Below are 18,496 nucleotides of genomic sequence, written 5' to 3' on the forward strand. Positions count from 1 at the left end.
GTTTATCAAATAAAATCAGCGATATTAATAGCTTGTATAATTTGTTCTAAATTAACAATTTACAATCAAACTAACAACTTTTTTTCATTATTTCGAGCATTTTTTTAACTTCGTAAAGTAGAATTAGATGAAATAATGAGTTATGAGCCACATGCAGGGTATTCAAATGCTGCTGAGTACTATATGTTAGAGAGTAACTGTGGATACAATCGTATCTTTATTGATTGTACAGGAAATTGGAATAAGTTTTATGAAATAATTAAAGTCTTTGATATTTATCATCAAACAAAACATAAAGGAAAATTTCATTTTTGGTTTAAAACAACCAAAGAAAGAAAACTGAACTTAAAGAAGGCAACGAAATAACCAATTGATGATCCCAATTTTGTTGATGCAATTGGATTTCAACAAGATATTGCAAGAAAATCATTAAATAGCAGAGGATGGAAAAATCTTGTTTATGATGAAGTCGGATTAAACGCAGATTGGCAATTTGCCGGTAGAAATTATTTTTTAGGAACAAAGAATCTTTTCACAAATCCGAGTTTATCATGGGCAGCTTATAAAAATGCATTATTTTTTACTATAAATAAAACCGGAATTTATTATGGCACTCAGTATTTCAAACATCAATATGGTTTTTAAACCAATAGTTCTTATTTTACTTTTGTTTATTTCTTCATGCCGTTATTTTAATGTGGCAACATTAATATATGAACATACATATGATTATCCGGCAAACACAATTGATAGTGCATGTATGAATTTTATGGATGAAGCAAAAGAACATCATATTGATGATTCCGTAATAAATAATACTATAAGAAAATATGCAAGAGACACAATTTATAGAAATAAAATGGAATTTTATAAAAAAAACGGATATTATTATCCTTTTGCTCCCGGTATAATGAATAAGTACTATTTATGCAAATCGCCTAACAATAATTTTTATTATTGGTTTGTAGTAGGTGATTTTAACAGTTATAATAGCTTACAATTAGTTTGGGTTAAAAAAGATTCATTAGATTCAAGAGCTATTTCTTATTATTCTATTGACAGAAAAGAAAGAAATGCAATTAGAGAAAAATTTAAAGATGAGGTTATATCAAAAATTGATTCAATATTACAAGAAATAGAATAAATATTTCAGTCCCGGTTCGCCAGTTCAGCGTAGGTATAAAATAAAAAGACAAAGCCGTTCTGCACAGCTTCCAAGCTATGCAGGTAATAAATTGTAGCTTGCAGCTACATAAATGCGAGAGCATTTACAAAAAGTTTTTTAAATATTATAAAATGTTAAGTTTCTCCCTGCTCCGCAAAATTTGCACATACACCATTCAATTCCGGCAAACCTATTCATCGGATGACTTTAAGACATCCGATGAATACAAACTGTTTAAATGCACGGCATTAACTTTTATTTTCGGCAAAAAATAACTATATTTGCATAAGTAAAAGCAAATAAGTTGCAAACATATCATACAAACATAACCGAATACTGCTTCCTGCCCGGCGGTGCAATATACAAAACAACAAACGGCACGGACGAACTGCTCTTCACCTACACCGACCACATCGGCTCAATAACACACATAACCGACAACGAAGGCAATTTACTTGCCGAGCAAAGTTTTGACGCATGGGGCAGAGCAAGAAACCCCGAAACTTGGAAATACCCAAGTGAGGGCGTGGCTCTAAGCCACACCCTCACTATTGTGAACGGAAGAGGCTACACAGGGTACGAACATCTTACAAACTTCGGGCTTATAAACATGAACGGTCCCCGCCGGCACTCGTTTGTAACGAGTGCAACGACAGCATACGTCTTTAACTACGTTGTTAAAAGAATGCTTTATGTAAATACAGAAAAAAAACTTTCAACTTTTACCTTCAAACTTTCAACTTAACTTTAAGTCTTTCCTTCCTGTTCATAAAATATCCTGCTAAATTTTTAAATTTAAATTAAAAAAACGTTGCATTAAAAAAAAATAATTCTAACTTTGCAGCCCGAATAAAAAAAATATAACGAAATGCCTACAATTCAACAGTTAATAAGAAAAGGAAGAAAACGTGTAGAGAAAAAAAGTAAATCTCCGGCACTGAATTCAAGCCCTCAGAAGCGTGGAGTTTGTGTAAGAGTATATACAACTACACCAAAAAAACCAAATTCAGCAATGCGTAAAGTTGCAAGAGTTCGGTTAACAAACGGAAAAGAAGTAAACGCTTATATTCCGGGTGAAGGACACAACCTGCAAGAACACAGTATTGTGCTTGTAAGAGGCGGAAGAATCAAAGATCTTCCCGGTGTTCGTTATCATATTGTAAGGGGAACCCTCGATACACAGGGGGTTGACGACAGAACGCAAAGACGATCAAAATACGGAACTAAAAAACCTAAAAAATAAAAAATATTTAAGCTTGTTAAGTTATATATAAAGTATAAAATACTTTCAACTTTAAACTTTAAACTCAGTTAAATGAGAAATCAGAAGAAAAGAAATTTTAAAATTCAAGCAGACCCTAAATTTAATGATTTGCAGGTCACTTTGTTTGTGAATAATCTAATGTTAAGCGGTAAAAAGAATATTTCATACGGTATTTTTTATGATGCACTTGATATTGTTGAGCAAAGAGCAAAAGATATTGAGCTTGCACCACTTGAAATTTGGAAAAAAGCAATTGAAAATGTTACACCTCAGGTTGAAGTAAAAAGCCGTAGAGTAGGAGGAGCAACATTTCAAGTCCCTACAGAAGTTAACCCTTCAAGAAAAATGTCAATCAGCATGAAAAACATGATTAAGTTTGCAAGAGCAAGAAGAGGTAAATCAATGGCTGAAAAATTGGCATCCGAAATCTTGGACGCATACAAAGGTGAAGGCGGAGCTTTTAAAAGAAAAGAAGAAACACATAGAATGGCTGAAGCAAATAAAGCATTTGCACATTTCAGATTCTAAGTTTAACATAAAATGGCAATTGAAGAACTGAAATATACACGCAACATTGGTATCATGGCTCACATTGATGCCGGTAAAACTACAACAACCGAAAGGATATTGTATTATACCGGTGTGAATTATAAAATCGGTGAAGTTCACGACGGTCTTGCAACCATGGATTGGATGGAGCAAGAACAAGAACGCGGTATTACAATTACTTCTGCTGCCACAACTACTTATTGGGATTTAAACGACCATAAGTATAAAATTAACATCATTGACACTCCCGGACACGTTGACTTTACTGTTGAGGTTGAACGGTCTCTAAGAGTATTGGATGGTGCTGTTGCTGTTTTCTGTGCAGTAGGCGGTGTTGAACCGCAATCAGAAACAGTTTGGCGACAAGCCGACAAATATAATGTACCCGATATTGCATTCGTAAATAAAATGGACAGACCGGGTGCCGATTTTTTTGGTGTAGTTGAACAAATAAAAGAAAAACTCGGAGGAAATGCAATCCCTTTTCAAATCCCTATCGGCTCAGAAGATGATTTTACAGGTGTAATTGATTTAATTGAAAGAAAAGCATTTACTTGGGAAGAAGACGACCAATACGGAACTGATTATAAAACTAGCGATATTCCTGAAAATTTAAAAGACACAGTTGAAGAATGGCGAGAACATCTCATTGAAAGTATTATCGAGTTCGATGATAATATGATGGAATTGTTTTTTGAAGACAGAAGTAAGATTAGTGTTGAAGATTTTAAAGCAGTTGCAAGAAAGGCTGTGCTGAAAAAGGATGTAGTCCCGGTTTTTTGCGGTTCTGCATTCAAAAACAAAGGAATTCAAATGCTGCTGAATGCAATTATTGAATATCTGCCTTGCCCCACCGACATACCTCCCGTTAAAGGAATAAATCCTAAAAACGATACTCAAGTAGAAAGAAAAGCTGATAGAGAAGAACCTTTATCAGCATTAGTTTTTAAAATAGCCGCTGATAAATTTATAGGAAAATTAGCTTATGTAAGAATTTATTCCGGTTCATTAAAAGCTAAAAGCAATGTGTATAACCCGAGAACAAATAAAAGGGTAAGATTAGCTAATATCTACCAAATGCACGCAAATAAACAAATTGCAAAAGATGAAGTATTTGCAGGAGATATTTGTGCTGTTGTCGGATTTAAAGATATTCAAACAGGAGACACACTTTCGGCAGAAAATAAGCAAGTTATTCTGGAAAATATTAAATTCCCTGAACCCGTAATCGGTATCGTCATAGAACCCAAAGTTCAAAAAGATATTGAAAAGTTAAATGCGTCATTACAAATTTTGGCAGAAGAAGACCCTACTTTTAAAGTAAAAGTTGATGAAGACACAGGGCAAAGAATTATTTCCGGAATGGGAGAGCTGCATTTAGAAATTATTATCGACAGATTAGATCGAGAATTTAATGTTAAATGTAATCAAGGTAAACCACAAGTATCTTATAAAGAAGCTTTAACTAAACAGGTTGAGCACAATGAAATATTTGATAAAGAAACAGGCGGTAAAGGTAAATTTGCAGAAATAAAAGTAAGAATTTCACCTCTTGATGATGATGAAAATAAATTCTTATTTACTAACAGTGTTGATGAAACAAGAATACCGAAAATATTTATTCCGTCTATTGAAAAAGGTTTTAGAGAAGCAATGAACAACGGACCTCTCGTAGGTTACCCGTTAGATAATATCAAAGTTGAATTAATAGGCGGGTCATATAACAATGAAGATTCAGATGAACTGGCTTTTGAAATAGTAGCCAGACAAGCATACAGAAATGCAGCACAAAAAACCGAACCTATTTTATTAGAACCTATTATGGATGTTGAAATATTAACTCCGGGGGAATATTTGGGCGACATTATTTCAGATTTGAACAAAAGAAGAGCACAAATCAACGGAACATCTGAAAGATTGAATATTCAAGTGATAAATGTTCAAGTACCTTTAGCTGAAATGTTCGGTTACGTTACGATATTAAGAACTCTTAGTTCCGGAAGAGCATCTTCAACTATGGAATTTTCACATTACGGTCAAGTTGATAAAAAAATTTCAGATAATATAATTGCAAGATTAACAGGAAAAATATTTGTATAAATATAATTAATGCTTTTTTAAATGGCACAAAAAATTAGAATAAAACTAAAATCTTACGATCATAATTTGGTAGACAACTCTGCCGAAAAGATTGTAAAAACTGTAAAAGCAACAGGTGCAGTAGTAAGCGGGCCAATACCCTTGCCTACACAAAAAAGAATTTTTACTGTATTAAGGTCAACTTTTGTAAACAAGAAATCAAGAGAACAATTTCAACTTTCTGCTTTCAAAAGATTAATTGACATATACAGTTCAACTCCTAAAACAGTTGATGCACTAATGAAGTTAGAGCTACCTAGCGGGGTAGATGTAGAAATAAAAGTTTGATAAAATAAACTTGTAAAAAACGAAAAATGGCCGGATTAATTGGAAAAAAAATCGGAATGACATCCGTTTTCAGTGCCGAGGGAAATAATATTCCATGCACTGTTTTAGAAGTCGGACCTTGCGTTGTAACACAAATCAAAACGATCGAAAACGATGGTTACGAAGCTGTTCAAATTGCATACGATGACAAAAAGGAGAAAAACACAAACAAACCTCAAATGGGGCATTTCAAAAATGCTAAAACTTCTCCTAAAAGAAAGCTTGTTGAATTTTCTTTAGACGGAAAAGAATATAAAGTAGGAGAAACCTTAACCGTTGATTTCTTTAATGATGATACTTGGGTAGATGTTACCGGAATATCTAAAGGGAAAGGTTTTCAAGGGGTAGTTAAAAGATATAACTTTAAAGGAGTCGGTGATGCAACTCACGGACAACATAACAGATTAAGAGCTCCGGGTTCTCTGGGAGCATCATCTTATCCGTCAAGAGTTTTTAAAGGTATGAGAATGGCAGGAAGAATGGGCGGAGCAAGAGTTAAAGTCCTAAACCTAAGAGTTATGAAGATTATTCCTCAAAATAATCTTATTGTTGTAAAAGGATCCGTACCGGGGTCTAAAGGTACTTACGTAATAATTGAAAAGTAATGGAACTGAATATACTTAATATTTCCGGAAAGGATACAGGAAAAAAAATCGAATTAGCAGATGAAATTTTTGCTGTCGAACCGAATGACCATGTAGTTTACCTTGATGTAAAACAAAACCTTGCTAACAAAAGACAAGGAACACATAAAGCAAAAGAAAGAGGTGAAATTAAAGGTAGCACTAAAAAGATTAAAAGACAAAAAGGAACCGGTACTGCAAGAGCAGGTACAATGAAAAATCCTTTATACAGAGGAGGAGGACGAGTCTTCGGACCGAGACCGAGAAACTACGGCTTTAAATTAAATAAAAAAGTAAAGCAGTTAGCTCGAAAATCCGCTTTGTCTTATAAAGCTAAAGAGAAAAAAATTATTATTCTTGAGGACTTTGATTTTCAGACACCTAAGACTAAACAGTACATTGATTTAAAAAATAATTTAAAAATTAATGATAAAAAGTCTGTTTTAGTTTTATCTAATGAAAATAAAAACATATATTTGTCCGCTCGTAATTTGAAGCATTCTAAAGTGTTAACAACATCACAACTAACAACTTATGATGTGTTAAACAGTGAAACTTTAGTCTTAACAGTAAGCTCAGTTGATAAGATAAACCAAGTTTTTGGTGTTAATTAAGAAAAAAGAGAAGAGATTATGCCGAATTTAACTAAAAAACATTGGCAAATTTTATTTTTGACGATTAAGAATGATTAAATATAAAAATGATGAATATCCTTATTGAACCAATAATAACCGAAAAAATGACCGGTAAAAGTCAAAAACTTAACCAGTACGGATTTATTGTTGATAAGAAAGCAAATAAAGTTGAGATTAAAAAAGCAGTTGAAAAACTTTATAGTGTTACTGTAGATAGTGTAAATACTATGATTTACGGCGGAAAAAGAATATCACGTCATACAAAATCCGGATTAATTAAAGGAAAAACTAAATCATATAAAAAAGCTATCGTAGCGTTAGCAAAAGGCGATACAATTGATTTTTACAGCAATATATAAGAAATAATGGCAGTAAAGAAAATAAAACCGGTTACACCCGGACAGAGAAGAAAAATCATCAATACCTTTGAAGAGGTTACAACTTCAAAACCTGAAAAATCCTTAACAAAAGGAAAAAGCAAATCAGGAGGAAGAAATAACCAAGGTAGAATGACTATGCGTTATATCGGCGGCGGACATAAAAAAACTTACCGAATAGTCGATTTTAAACGTAATAAAGACGGAGTTCCCGCTACTGTTAAAACAATTGAATATGATCCTAATCGTACAGCATTTATAGCATTATTATTTTATGCAGACGGTGAAAAAAGATATATCATTGCTCCGAACGGTCTTAAGGTAGATGATGTTATTATATCCGGTAAAGAAATAGCTCCCGAAATCGGAAACACTTTATTTTTATCTGATATCCCGTTGGGTACAGTAGTTCATAATGTTGAATTACAACCAAAAAAAGGAGCAGAATTAGCAAGAAGTGCAGGATCATATGCACAATTAGTTTCAAAAGAAGGAAAATTTGTTGTAGTAAAACTTCCTTCCGGCGAAATCAGAAAAATACTTGCAACTTGCAGAGCAACTATCGGAACAGTTTCAAATTCAGATCACGCTCTTCAAAAATCAGGTAAAGCAGGAAGAACAAGATGGCAAGGGAGAAGACCCAGAGTAAGAGGTGTTGCGATGAACCCTGTTGATCACCCGATGGGCGGCGGCGAAGGTAAATCATCAGGAGGACACCCGAGATCAAGAAACGGATTATTAGCCAAAGGTTTTAAAACCAGAGGTAAAAAACCGTCTGATAAGTATATTGTTGAAAGAAGAAAATCTAAAAAACGTAAGAAGTAGTTAAAGATTATAAATAAATTTTTATGAGCAGATCTCTCAAAAAAGGACCCTATATTGATATAAGACTTGAAAAAAAAGTTGTTGAAATGGGGGAGTCAGGAAAAAAGAAAGTTATTAAAACTTGGGCAAGAAATTCAATGATTTCACCTGACTTTGTAGGACATACAATAGCCGTACATAACGGGAAAAAATTTATTCCGGTTTATGTAACAGAAAATATGGTCGGACACAGATTAGGCGAATTTTCTCCGACAAGAACTTATAGAGGACACAAAAAGAAAAAATAATGGGCGTACGTAAAAAAGAAAGAGCCGAAAGGATTAAAGAAGCAAAAAAAAACCAATATTTTGCTATACTGAAAAAATGTCCCACATCTCCCAGAAAGATGAGGATGGTTGCTGATCTTATCAGAGGCAAAGAAGTTTTAAAAGCTCTGGATATTTTGAAATATAACCCTAAAGAAGCTTCCGGCAGATTAGAAAAATTATTAAAATCTGCTATTGCAAATTGGGAAAATAAAAATGAAGGTGCAAAACCGGAAGACAGTTTTCTTTATGTAAAAGAAATACGTGTTGATTCCGCAGGAATGTTAAAAAGATACAGACCGGCTCCGCAAGGAAGAGCTCACAGAATCAGAAAACGGTCAAATCACGTTACCTTATTTATTGACAGTAAAGAAAAATAACAGAATGGGACAAAAAATAAATCCGATAAGTAATAGACTTGGTATAATCAGAGGTTGGGACTCTAATTGGTTCGGCGGAGATAAATATGCCGATAAAATTAAAGAAGACAGTCAAATCAGAAAATATCTTAAAGCGAGATTACAAAAAGCAGGTATTTCAAGAATAATTATTGAAAGAACATTAAAGCTGATTACTGTTACAATAACAACTTCAAGGCCCGGTATCATTATTGGTAAAGGAGGACAAGAAGTCGATAAATTAAAAGAGGAATTAAAGAAAATTACAGGAGGTAAAGATATTCAAATTAATATATTTGAAATTAAAAAACCTGAACTTGATGCCGTAATTGTTGCTGAAAATATTGCAAAACAAATCGAAGGAAAAATTGCTTACAGACGAGCAGTAAGAATGGCAGTATCATCTACCATGAGAATGGGTGCAGAAGGAATAAAAGTATTAGTTGCCGGAAGATTGAATGGTGCTGAAATGGCTCGTAGTGAAATGTTTAAAGAAGGAAGAACTCCTTTACATACACTTAGAGCAGATATTGATTATCATAATGCCGAAGCATTAACAAAAGTTGGTCTAATAGGAGTAAAAGTTTGGATTTGCAGAGGTGAAAAATTCGGAAAACAAGATTTAACACCTAATTTTTCAAAAGCGAAATCAAAAAGAAGACCACCTGTAAAAGGAAGAAAACCCGGAGGAAGAAAAAGGAACTAAAATAATACACAAGATATAAATAAAAGAAGATGTTACAACCCAAGAAGACAAAATTCAGAAAGCAACAAAAAGGCAGAATGAAGGGTAATTCCGGAAGAGGAACTACAATTGCTTTTGGTTCGTTTGCTATTAAGTCACTTGAAACTGCATGGGTAACAGGCAGACAATTAGAAGCTGCCAGACAGGCTGTTACAAGATATATGAAAAGAGAAGGTAATATTTGGATTCGTGTATTTCCTGATAAACCGGTTACTAAAAAACCCGCAGAGGTTAGAATGGGTAAAGGTAAAGGAGAACCGGAATTGTTTGTAGCAAGGGTACTACCGGGAAGAATTTTGTTTGAAGCAGAAGGCGTACCGTTAGCAGTTGCTAAAGAAGCAATGAGATTAGCCGCTCAAAAATTACCGGTTAAGACAAAATTTATTGTCAGAAGAGATTACGTTGAAACTATTTAATATTAAGATTGATGAAAAATTCTGAAATAAGAGAGTTAACAACAAAAGAGATTTTTGAAAGATTAGATAATGAACAAAAAAACTTAACAAGTTTAAGAATGAATCATAAAATATCTGATCTCGAAAATCCGAAACAAATAACTGAATCAAAAAGATTTATTGCACGTTTAAAAACTGAAGTACGTCAAAGAGAATTAAACGAAACTAAATCTTAATTAAGAGTAAATTACAATGGAACAAAGAAATCTAAGAAAAGAAAGAACAGGAGTTGTTACAGGAGATAAAATGCAAAAGTCAATTACAGTTGCTGTTCGAAGAAGATTTAAACACCCGATATACGGTAAATACATTACCAAGATTACTAAGTACATTGCTCACGACGAGGAAGATACATGTAAAATGGGTGATACTGTAAAAATTGCTGAAACAAGACCTATCAGCAAAAGAAAAAAATGGAGATTAGTTGAAATTATTGAAAGAGCTAAATAATCATGGTACAACAAGAAAGTAGATTAAATGTGGCTGATAACAGCGGAGCAAAAGAAGTTTTAGTTATCAGAGTATTGGGAGGAACAAAAAAACGTTATGCAACAATCGGCGACAAAGTTGTAGTTACCGTTAAAAGTGCAATTCCTGCAAGTGAAATTAAAAAAGGAACTGTTACAACAGGCATAGTCGTAAGAGTTAAAAAAGAAATCAGAAGGAAAGACGGTTCTTATATACGTTTTGATGATAATGCTGTTGTCCTTTTAAATGCAACGGGAGAAATGAGAGGAACACGTGTTTTCGGACCGATTCCGAGAGAATTAAGAAAAACAAATATGAAAATTATTTCATTAGCTCCCGAAGTATTATAAATAGAAAAAAATAAATTCTGATGCAAAAGAAGTTACATATAAAGAAAGGAGATATTGTTATTGTTAATTCAGGCAATGACAAAGGAAAAAAAGGTCGTGTTTTAAAAATTAACAGAGACAAATTCAGAGCAATTGTGGAAGGTGCTAATATTATTTCAAAACACACAAAACCAAATGCAAAATATCCCGAAGGCGGAATCATTAAAGAAGAAGCAGCAATACACATGTCAAATCTAAATGTTGTTTGCCCCGAAACAGGTAAAGCAACAAGAATCGGCAGAAAATTAAAAGATAACAACAAATTAGTTCGTTATTCAAAAAAGTCTAAGAACCAACAAGAGATTAAATAATGGAAAAGAGAATTCCGACATTAAAGAAAAAATTCAGAGAAGAAATAACCCCTGCTCTGATGAAGGAATTTAATTACACAAGTGTAATGCAAGTTCCCAGATTGGATAAAATCGTTTTAAACCAAGGAATAGGACAAGGCGTAGCAGATAAAAAAATTGTAAATTCTGCACAAGAAGAAATGACAATTATTTCAGGTCAAAAAGCGGTACAAAGAAATTCAAGATTAAATATATCTAACTTTAAGTTAAGAGAAGGAATGCCTATCGGTGTTAAAGTAACTTTAAGAAAAGATAATATGTATGAATTCTTGGAAAAGCTCCTTGTAGTAGCGATACCCCGGATGAAAGATTTTCGCGGAGTTCCCGGAAAACTTGACGGAAGAGGTAACTATACATTAGGTATTGAAGAACAAATTATTTTTCCTGAAATTGAATTAGATAAAATCGATAAAATAATGGGAATGAATATAACTTTTGTAACATCTGCAAAAACTGATGAAGAAGGTTATGCTTTATTAAAACAATTCGGATTTCCTTTTAAAAAATAAGACAGTATGGCTAAAGAATCAATGAAAGCTCGAGAGAGAAAAAGACAAAAGCTTGTTGACAAATATGCTGCTAAAAGAGCAAAACTTAAAGCAGAAGGAGACTGGGAAGGATTACAAAAATTACCTAAAAACTCTTCGAAAGTCAGGCTACATAACAGATGTAGTTTAACAGGAAGACCAAAAGGATATATGCGTCAATTCGGAATCAGCAGAATTACATTCAGAGAAATGGCATCACAAGGACTAATTCCCGGAGTAAAAAAAGCAAGTTGGTAAAAATATTAAATTAAAAACAATGATTACAGATACTGTAGCAGATTACTTAACTCGAATACGAAATGCCGTTATGGCAAAACACAGAGTGGTTGAAATACCTGCTTCTAAATTAAAGAAAGGAATAACCGAGATATTGTTTAATCAAGGTTACATTTTAAGTTATAAATTTGAAGAAGACAATAAACAAGGTATGATTAAAATTGCCTTGAAATACCATCCTAAAACTAAAGTGCCGGCATTCAGAAAACTTGAAAGAGTAAGTACACCGGGATTAAGAAAATATACACCCGCAAAAGAAATGCCGCGTGTATTAAACGGATTGGGAATTGCTGTTATTTCTACTTCAAAAGGTGTTATGACAAATAAAGAAGCAGCAAGACAAAATGTCGGAGGCGAAGTTATATGTTATGTTTATTAATAAGTTTGAATAAGAATAAAACAAAGATATGTCACGAATAGGGAAATTACCGATAAATATACCTGACGGAGTTAAAATTGATGTCTCGGATGATAATGTCGTTACAGTTAAAGGTAAACTTGGCGAATTAACACAAAAAATTCACAAAGATATCAAATTTGAGTTCGAAGGAAATGTAATTAATGTTACAAGACCCTCAGATTCAAAAACTCATAAAGCTTTTCATGGTTTGTCAAGAGTGCTTGTTTTCAATATGTTGGAAGGAGTATCAAAAGGTTTTGAAAAAAAATTGGAAGTCATAGGTGTCGGATACAGAGCCTCAGTTTCCGGCAAGTTGCTAGAATTGCAGGTAGGATACTCACATCCGATTATACTTCAATTACCTGAAGAAGTAAGTGCCGAAGTTCAACAAGAAAAAAGAGCAAATGCTTTTATAACTGTAAAAAGTTTTGATAAACAATTGTTAGGAGAAGTTGCAGCAAAAATACGTTCTTTCAGAAAACCCGAACCATATAAAGGAAAAGGAATAAGATATGTCGGAGAATATGTAAGAAAAAAAGTAGGAAAAGCAGCAACAGATTAATAATTCTATTAAATTTATTTAAAATGGCTTTATCAAAAAGAGAAAGAAGAATACGTATAAGAAAGCGTATCAGAAAAAAAATAAACGGAACAGTTAATTCTCCCAGATTATCTGTTTTCAGAAGCAATAAACATATTTATGTGCAATTAATTGATGATATAGATGCTAAAACAATTGTATCTGCATCTTCAGGCGATAAAGATATTGCTAATCAAAAAGTTAAAAATAAAACTGAAATTGCAAGTTTGGTCGGAAAAAAAATTGCTGAGAAAGCAAAAGATAAAAAAATTGCAACTGTTTTGTTTGACAGAGGCGGATATTTATACCACGGCAGAGTTAAAGCATTAGCCGAAGCTGCAAGAAAAGGAGGACTTAAATTTTAAAAAACATGTCAAAAGGTAACGAAAAACAAATTAGAAATACTGATTTAGAACTTAAAGACAGGTTAGTTGCAATTAAAAGAGTAACTAAAGTAACTAAAGGCGGAAGAACTTTCAGTTTTGCAGCAATAGTTGTTGTCGGAGATGAAAACGGTATTGTAGGACACGGATTAGGAAAAGCAGGAGATGTTGCTACTGCTATTCAAAAAGGTATTGAAGACGCAAAAAAGAACCTTCATAAAGTACCGGTACTGAATAATACAATACCGCACAAACAAACAGCAAGATACGGCGGTGCTGACGTATTAATGATTCCTGCTTCTCACGGAACAGGTGTTAAAGCCGGCGGTGCAATGCGTGCAGTACTTGAAAGTGCAGGGGTTAAAGATGTATTAGCTAAATCAAAAGGATCATCAAACCCTCATAATCTTGTAAAGGCTACAATGAAAGCTTTGTTGACTATGAGAGATGCTTATACGGTTTCACAGCACAGAGGAGTTCCTATTGATAAAGTGTTTAACGGATAGAACAAATAAAATGGCAAAGATTAGAATTACAAAAAGAAGAAGTTCCATAGGTGCAACTGAAAGACAAAAAGCTACACTTCAAGCTCTCGGGCTCGGAAAAATTAACAGCGTTGCGGAACATAATGAAAATGACCAAATAAAAGGAATGGTCAGAAAAGTTAGTCATCTCATTTCAATTGAGAAAATAAAATAATTATACCTGAAATAATATACGATGGATTTAAGTAATTTAAAACCGGCAAAAGGTTCAATAAAAAAGAGAAAAAGAATAGCAAGAGGTATCGGCTCAGGTAAAGGACGTACCGCAACACGTGGTCACAACGGACAAAAGTCACGCTCAGGCTATTCTCGAAGATTCGGATTTGAAGGCGGTCAAATGCCTATTCACAGACGTTTACCGAAATTCGGGTTCCGAAATATTAACAGAGTTGAATATAAAGCTATTAATATTGAAATTCTTGAAAAACTTGCTAAAGATAAATCAATAACAATAATTGATGTTGATACACTTAAGCAAGCAGGGTTTATTCAAAAAAATGATTTAGTGAAAATCCTTGCAAACGGCGAATTATCAACAAAAATAGAAGTAAAAGCTCATGCATTCTCAAAGTCTGCAGTTGAAGCTATTGAAAAAGCAGGCGGTAAAGCAGAAAAAATTTAGATTAATGAAGAAATTTATTCAGACAATAAAGAACATTATTGCAATTGAAGATTTGCGTAATAAAATTCTTGCAACACTTGGCTTAATCCTTATATACAGGCTTGGTGCTCACGTTGTGATACCCGGTGTTGATCCTTTAGCACTTGGTGCTCTTCAAGAACAGTCCAGTAAAGGGATTGTCGGAATGATAAATATGTTCTCAGGCGGTGCTTTTGCAAATGCATCTGTATTTGCATTAGGAATTATGCCTTATATCTCAGCCTCAATTGTTATTCAATTACTGGGTATGGCAGTTCCTTATTTTCAAAGATTACAAAGAGAAGGCGAAAGCGGAAGAAAAAAAATTAATCAAATTACAAGGTACCTTACTGTTCTTATAACCGGTTTTCAAGCTCCGGCATATATCGCAAACTTAAATTATCAATTACCGGCAGAAGCTTTTTTAATGCAAAGCCAGGGCTTATTTTTGTTTTCAGCGATATTAATTTTAATTGCGGGAACAATGTTTACGATGTGGCTCGGAGAAAGAATTACCGATAAAGGTATAGGAAACGGTATATCTTTACTTATAATGATCGGTATTATTGCAAAATTACCTCAATCATTTGCAGCTGAATTAGTTTCAAAATTAGATTCAACAGGCGGCGGTTTTATTTCATTCATAATTGAAATGGTTGTTTTATTCCTTGTGTTTGTTGCTTCAATTGCACTTGTTCAAGCCGTAAGAAGAGTTCCTGTTCAATATGCAAAAAGAATTGTCGGGAATAAACAATACGGAGGAGTAAGACAATATATTCCTTTAAAAGTTAATGCGGCAGGTGTAATGCCTATCATATTTGCACAAGCTTTAATGTTTTTACCGATGATGCTTACAAGGTTCGATAGTGAAACCACAACCTCTATTGCCTCTGCATTTGCTGATATTACAGGGTTTTGGTATAACTTTACTTTCGGCTTATTAGTGGTAATTTTTACATACTTCTATACCGCAATTACGGTTAATCCGACACAAATGGCAGAGGATATGAAGAAAAACGGAGGTTTTATACCCGGTGTAAAACCCGGAAAGAAAACAGTTGAGCATTTGGACCAAATAATGTCACGGATTACATTTCCGGGCTCGGTATTTCTTGCTCTAATCGCGATATTACCGGTATTTGCAATGATTGCCGGGGTAAATAACCAATTTGCTTATTTTTACGGAGGAACATCATTACTTATTCTTGTAGGGGTTGTTCTGGACACATTACAACATATTGAAAGTCACTTGCTCATGAGACATTACGACGGTTTAACAAAATCAGGAAGAATTGCCGGAAGAGCAGGAGCTTCTCAAATTTCAATGTAAATAAAAACTATGGCTAAACAACCTTCAATAGAACAAGACGGAATAGTAAAAGAAGCTTTATCTAATGCAATGTTTCGAGTAGAACTTGAAAACGGACATATAATAACTGCACACATAGCAGGAAAAATGAGAATGCATTATATAAGAATTTTACCCGGAGATAAAGTAAAGGTTGAAATGTCTCCTTATGATTTAACAAAAGGAAGAATTAAATACAGATATAAAAATTAAGTTATGAAAATTAGAGCATCAGTAAAAAAAAGAAGCGCTGATTGTAAAATTGTCAGAAGAAAAGGACGACTTTACGTTATTAACAAAAAAAACCCTAAGTTTAAACAAAGACAAGGTTAATATTAAACAAATAAATTATGGCTAGAATTGCAGGTGTTGACATACCGGATAATAAAAGAGGTGAAATATCTTTGACATATATTTACGGAGTCGGTAAAACAACCGCTCAAAGGATTCTTGATAAAGCAAAAGTTGACAGAAATGCTAAAGTAAAGGATTGGACTGATGAGCAAAAAGGGAATATTCGTAATATCATTGTTGATAATTATACAATAGAAGGTGAATTACGATCTGAAAAACAAATGAATATCAAAAGATTAAGAGATATAGGTTGTTATAGAGGAATACGTCACAGAATAGGTTTGCCCGTAAGAGGACAAAAAACAAAAAATAATGCACGTACCAGAAAAGTAAGAAGGATATTTTAAAAAATAGTTATTTATAATAATATGGCAAAGAAAAATACAAAACCGACAAAAAAAAGAAAAGTTATTGTTGAAGCTGCCGGACAAGCTCATATACATTCTTCATTCAATAATATTATTATAACTTTATCTAACAGTACAGGTCAAGTTATATCTTGGTCATCTGCCGGTAAAATGGGGTTCAGAGGATCTAAAAAGAATACACCGTATGCTGCACAAGTTGCTGCAGAAGATTGTGCAAAGGTAGCGCATGAACTTGGTTTAAGAAGAGTTAAAGTTTTTGTTAAAGGTCCCGGTAACGGTCGTGAAGCTGCAATCAGAGCAATTCATACTGCCGGAATTATGGTAACAGAGATACAAGATATTACTCCTGTTCCTCATAATGGTTGCAGACCGCCGAAAAGAAGAAGAGTTTAATTTTAAATAATATAGTAAATTTTATATATAATGGCAAGATATAGAGGCCCACAAACAAAAATAGCCCGAAAATTCGGTTCTCCGATATTTGGTCCTGACAAAGCGTTCGAAAAGAAAAATTATCCGCCCGGACAACACGGACCAAACAGAAGAAGAAGAAAAATATCTGAATACGGAATTCAATTAAAAGAAAAGCAAAAAGCTAAATATACCTACGGATTGTTGGAAAAACAATTTTATAATATATTTAAAAGAGCTGCAGGCATTAAAGGTATTACAGGTGAAGTGTTTTTACAATTGTTAGAATCAAGATTAGATAATGTTGTTTTCAGATTAGGAATTGCTCCTTCAAGGTCAGCAGCAAGACAACTTGTTTCTCACAGGCATGTTACCGTTAACGATGATTTAGTTAACATACCTTCTTATACATTAAAACCAGGTGATATTGTAGGAGTAAGAGAAAAGTCCAGATCATTAGAAATAATCTCTGAATCTTTGTCTAAAGGCTCCCATACAAAATATTCTTGGTTAGAATGGGATACTGAAAACTTAAAAGGTAAATTTGTTAATTTACCGGAACGAGATGATATTCCTGAGAATATCAAAGAACAATTAATCGTTGAATTATATTCAAAATAGGAAATATATTATTTTATGGCTATTTTAAATTTTCAAACTCCGGATAAGGTCATTATGATCGAACAGGATGATTTTTCAGGTCAGTTCGAATTTCGTCCTCTTGAACCCGGTTACGGTATTACGATAGGTAATGCATTAAGAAGAATATTACTATCCTCATTAGAAGGTTTTGCAATAACTTCAATTAAAATTGAAGGAGTTGATCATGAATTTTCTACAATAACAGGTGTAGTTGAAGATATTCCGAGAATTATTCTTAACCTCAAACAAATCAGGTTCAAAAGACTTACTGAAGAATCTGAAAGTGAAAGAATTATTATTAATATAAGCGGTAAAACAAAATTCACTGCCGGGAATATTAATAATTATATGTCAGACTTTGAGGTACTAAACCCCGATTTACTTATTTGCAATATGGAAAAAGACGTTCGTTTGCAAATTGAAATGACAATTAATAAAGGAAGAGGATATGTATCGGCAGACGAACATGAAATTAATACAGGTGAAATAGGGCTGATTGCTGTTGATTCAATTTTTACACCTATTAAAAATGTTCAATATACAATTGAGAACTATCGTGTCGGTCAAAAAACAGACTATGAAAAATTAATTTTTAATATAGATACTGACGGTTCTATTTACCCGAAAGAAGCTCTGAAAGAAGCAGCAAAAATATTAATTCAACATTTCATGCTCTTCTCTGATGAAAAAATTACTCTTGACTCGGAAGAAAAGAAAGAAAATGAAGAATTTGATGAAGAAATCTTACACATGAGGCAACAGTTGAAAACTCAACTTGTCGATTTGGATTTATCAGTAAGAGCTTTAAATTGTTTAAAAGCTGCTGATGTTGACACACTTGGAGAATTAGTCATATTTAATAAAAATGACTTATTAAAATTCAGAAATTTCGGAAAAAAATCATTAACTGAAATTGAAGACTTATTAATCGGCAGAGATTTGTCATTTGGGATGGATGTCAGTAAATATAAATTAGATAAGGAATAA

General features: G+C 33.3%; 33 protein-coding genes and 1 pseudogene. All 34 read left to right on the forward strand.

Annotated features, from left to right (window positions below):
• The first annotated feature begins 135 nt into the window (after positions 1–135).
• The 34 genes and pseudogenes from L3J35_07755 to L3J35_07920 all read left to right on the forward strand — a co-directional run bounded on the left by L3J35_07755 (position 136) and on the right by L3J35_07920 (position 18,496).
• Positions 136–366 carry a hypothetical protein gene (locus tag L3J35_07755; protein MCF6366082.1) on the forward strand — a complete coding sequence of 77 codons (231 nt, stop codon included), beginning with the start codon at positions 136–138 and terminating at the stop codon, positions 364–366.
• Positions 367–607: 241 nt separating this feature from the next.
• Positions 608–1,144 (forward strand): hypothetical protein, encoded by a 537-nt coding sequence (locus tag L3J35_07760; GenBank protein MCF6366083.1) that lies wholly within the window; start codon positions 608–610, stop codon positions 1,142–1,144.
• A gap of 325 nt (positions 1,145–1,469) precedes the next feature.
• The gene (locus tag L3J35_07765) at positions 1,470–1,910 is read left to right on the forward strand and encodes a hypothetical protein (protein MCF6366084.1); all 441 of its coding nucleotides are present in this window, start codon (positions 1,470–1,472) and stop codon (positions 1,908–1,910) included.
• A gap of 123 nt (positions 1,911–2,033) precedes the next feature.
• Positions 2,034–2,408 (forward strand): 30S ribosomal protein S12, encoded by a 375-nt coding sequence (gene rpsL, locus L3J35_07770; GenBank protein MCF6366085.1) that lies wholly within the window; start codon positions 2,034–2,036, stop codon positions 2,406–2,408.
• Between the two features lie 72 nt (positions 2,409–2,480).
• On the forward strand, positions 2,481–2,957 hold the full coding sequence (gene rpsG / locus L3J35_07775; protein MCF6366086.1) for a 30S ribosomal protein S7: 477 nt from the start codon (positions 2,481–2,483) through the stop codon (positions 2,955–2,957).
• 12 nt (positions 2,958–2,969) lie between these two features.
• Positions 2,970–5,078 carry an elongation factor G gene (gene fusA, locus L3J35_07780; GenBank protein ID MCF6366087.1) on the forward strand — a complete coding sequence of 703 codons (2,109 nt, stop codon included), beginning with the start codon at positions 2,970–2,972 and terminating at the stop codon, positions 5,076–5,078.
• Between the two features lie 21 nt (positions 5,079–5,099).
• Positions 5,100–5,405, forward strand: a complete 306-nt coding sequence (rpsJ, locus tag L3J35_07785; protein ID MCF6366088.1) for a 30S ribosomal protein S10 — start codon at positions 5,100–5,102, stop codon at positions 5,403–5,405.
• Positions 5,406–5,431: 26 nt separating this feature from the next.
• A complete protein-coding gene (gene rplC / locus L3J35_07790) occupies positions 5,432–6,049 on the forward strand; it encodes a 50S ribosomal protein L3 (protein ID MCF6366089.1) in 618 nt (205 codons plus the stop codon).
• A complete protein-coding gene (rplD, locus tag L3J35_07795; GenBank protein MCF6366090.1) occupies positions 6,049–6,681 on the forward strand; it encodes a 50S ribosomal protein L4 in 633 nt (210 codons plus the stop codon). The genes rplC and rplD overlap by 1 nt, the downstream gene beginning before the upstream one ends.
• Positions 6,682–6,770: 89 nt before the next feature.
• Complete coding sequence (gene rplW / locus L3J35_07800; GenBank protein ID MCF6366091.1) at positions 6,771–7,061, forward strand: 50S ribosomal protein L23; 291 nt, start codon at positions 6,771–6,773, stop codon at positions 7,059–7,061.
• Between the two features lie 6 nt (positions 7,062–7,067).
• Positions 7,068–7,904 (forward strand): 50S ribosomal protein L2, encoded by an 837-nt coding sequence (gene rplB, locus L3J35_07805; protein ID MCF6366092.1) that lies wholly within the window; start codon positions 7,068–7,070, stop codon positions 7,902–7,904.
• 23 nt (positions 7,905–7,927) lie between these two features.
• Complete coding sequence (gene rpsS / locus L3J35_07810) at positions 7,928–8,191, forward strand: 30S ribosomal protein S19 (GenBank protein MCF6366093.1); 264 nt, start codon at positions 7,928–7,930, stop codon at positions 8,189–8,191.
• On the forward strand, positions 8,191–8,589 hold the full coding sequence (rplV, locus tag L3J35_07815) for a 50S ribosomal protein L22 (GenBank protein MCF6366094.1): 399 nt from the start codon (positions 8,191–8,193) through the stop codon (positions 8,587–8,589). The genes rpsS and rplV overlap by 1 nt, the downstream gene beginning before the upstream one ends.
• A gap of 4 nt (positions 8,590–8,593) precedes the next feature.
• Positions 8,594–9,256 (forward strand): annotated as a pseudogene (gene rpsC / locus L3J35_07820) (30S ribosomal protein S3).
• 86 nt (positions 9,257–9,342) lie between these two features.
• Complete coding sequence (gene rplP, locus L3J35_07825) at positions 9,343–9,768, forward strand: 50S ribosomal protein L16 (protein ID MCF6366095.1); 426 nt, start codon at positions 9,343–9,345, stop codon at positions 9,766–9,768.
• A gap of 11 nt (positions 9,769–9,779) precedes the next feature.
• A complete protein-coding gene (gene rpmC, locus L3J35_07830; GenBank protein MCF6366096.1) occupies positions 9,780–9,983 on the forward strand; it encodes a 50S ribosomal protein L29 in 204 nt (67 codons plus the stop codon).
• Positions 9,984–9,999: 16 nt separating this feature from the next.
• Positions 10,000–10,257, forward strand: a complete 258-nt coding sequence (rpsQ, locus tag L3J35_07835; GenBank protein ID MCF6366097.1) for a 30S ribosomal protein S17 — start codon at positions 10,000–10,002, stop codon at positions 10,255–10,257.
• A 2-nt stretch (positions 10,258–10,259) separates the two neighbouring features.
• Complete coding sequence (rplN, locus tag L3J35_07840; protein MCF6366098.1) at positions 10,260–10,625, forward strand: 50S ribosomal protein L14; 366 nt, start codon at positions 10,260–10,262, stop codon at positions 10,623–10,625.
• 20 nt (positions 10,626–10,645) lie between these two features.
• The gene (gene rplX / locus L3J35_07845) at positions 10,646–10,975 is read left to right on the forward strand and encodes a 50S ribosomal protein L24 (GenBank protein MCF6366099.1); all 330 of its coding nucleotides are present in this window, start codon (positions 10,646–10,648) and stop codon (positions 10,973–10,975) included.
• 11 nt (positions 10,976–10,986) lie between these two features.
• The gene (rplE, locus tag L3J35_07850) at positions 10,987–11,523 is read left to right on the forward strand and encodes a 50S ribosomal protein L5 (protein ID MCF6366100.1); all 537 of its coding nucleotides are present in this window, start codon (positions 10,987–10,989) and stop codon (positions 11,521–11,523) included.
• A gap of 6 nt (positions 11,524–11,529) precedes the next feature.
• Positions 11,530–11,799 (forward strand): 30S ribosomal protein S14, encoded by a 270-nt coding sequence (gene rpsN / locus L3J35_07855; protein ID MCF6366101.1) that lies wholly within the window; start codon positions 11,530–11,532, stop codon positions 11,797–11,799.
• A 22-nt stretch (positions 11,800–11,821) separates the two neighbouring features.
• Positions 11,822–12,217, forward strand: coding sequence for a 30S ribosomal protein S8 (rpsH, locus tag L3J35_07860; GenBank protein ID MCF6366102.1), 396 nt, complete (start codon positions 11,822–11,824; stop codon positions 12,215–12,217).
• Between the two features lie 28 nt (positions 12,218–12,245).
• On the forward strand, positions 12,246–12,800 hold the full coding sequence (gene rplF / locus L3J35_07865; protein MCF6366103.1) for a 50S ribosomal protein L6: 555 nt from the start codon (positions 12,246–12,248) through the stop codon (positions 12,798–12,800).
• Between the two features lie 23 nt (positions 12,801–12,823).
• Positions 12,824–13,183, forward strand: coding sequence for a 50S ribosomal protein L18 (rplR, locus tag L3J35_07870; GenBank protein ID MCF6366104.1), 360 nt, complete (start codon positions 12,824–12,826; stop codon positions 13,181–13,183).
• A 5-nt stretch (positions 13,184–13,188) separates the two neighbouring features.
• Entirely contained in the window at positions 13,189–13,707 is a 519-nt protein-coding gene (gene rpsE / locus L3J35_07875; GenBank protein MCF6366105.1) for a 30S ribosomal protein S5, read from the forward strand.
• Between the two features lie 10 nt (positions 13,708–13,717).
• Entirely contained in the window at positions 13,718–13,900 is a 183-nt protein-coding gene (gene rpmD, locus L3J35_07880) for a 50S ribosomal protein L30 (GenBank protein MCF6366106.1), read from the forward strand.
• Positions 13,901–13,921: 21 nt separating this feature from the next.
• On the forward strand, positions 13,922–14,368 hold the full coding sequence (gene rplO / locus L3J35_07885) for a 50S ribosomal protein L15 (protein MCF6366107.1): 447 nt from the start codon (positions 13,922–13,924) through the stop codon (positions 14,366–14,368).
• Between the two features lie 4 nt (positions 14,369–14,372).
• Positions 14,373–15,716 carry a preprotein translocase subunit SecY gene (gene secY, locus L3J35_07890; protein ID MCF6366108.1) on the forward strand — a complete coding sequence of 448 codons (1,344 nt, stop codon included), beginning with the start codon at positions 14,373–14,375 and terminating at the stop codon, positions 15,714–15,716.
• A 9-nt stretch (positions 15,717–15,725) separates the two neighbouring features.
• Positions 15,726–15,947, forward strand: coding sequence for a translation initiation factor IF-1 (gene infA, locus L3J35_07895; GenBank protein ID MCF6366109.1), 222 nt, complete (start codon positions 15,726–15,728; stop codon positions 15,945–15,947).
• A 3-nt stretch (positions 15,948–15,950) separates the two neighbouring features.
• Positions 15,951–16,067, forward strand: a complete 117-nt coding sequence (ykgO, locus tag L3J35_07900) for a type B 50S ribosomal protein L36 (protein MCF6366110.1) — start codon at positions 15,951–15,953, stop codon at positions 16,065–16,067.
• A 14-nt stretch (positions 16,068–16,081) separates the two neighbouring features.
• Complete coding sequence (gene rpsM / locus L3J35_07905; GenBank protein MCF6366111.1) at positions 16,082–16,435, forward strand: 30S ribosomal protein S13; 354 nt, start codon at positions 16,082–16,084, stop codon at positions 16,433–16,435.
• A 21-nt stretch (positions 16,436–16,456) separates the two neighbouring features.
• Complete coding sequence (gene rpsK / locus L3J35_07910) at positions 16,457–16,849, forward strand: 30S ribosomal protein S11 (protein MCF6366112.1); 393 nt, start codon at positions 16,457–16,459, stop codon at positions 16,847–16,849.
• A 30-nt stretch (positions 16,850–16,879) separates the two neighbouring features.
• On the forward strand, positions 16,880–17,488 hold the full coding sequence (gene rpsD, locus L3J35_07915) for a 30S ribosomal protein S4 (GenBank protein ID MCF6366113.1): 609 nt from the start codon (positions 16,880–16,882) through the stop codon (positions 17,486–17,488).
• 15 nt (positions 17,489–17,503) lie between these two features.
• Positions 17,504–18,496 (forward strand): DNA-directed RNA polymerase subunit alpha, encoded by a 993-nt coding sequence (locus L3J35_07920; GenBank protein MCF6366114.1) that lies wholly within the window; start codon positions 17,504–17,506, stop codon positions 18,494–18,496.

The organism is Bacteroidales bacterium, from assembly GCA_021648725.1.
Taxonomy (GTDB): Bacteria; Bacteroidota; Bacteroidia; order Bacteroidales; family JAADGE01; genus JAADGE01.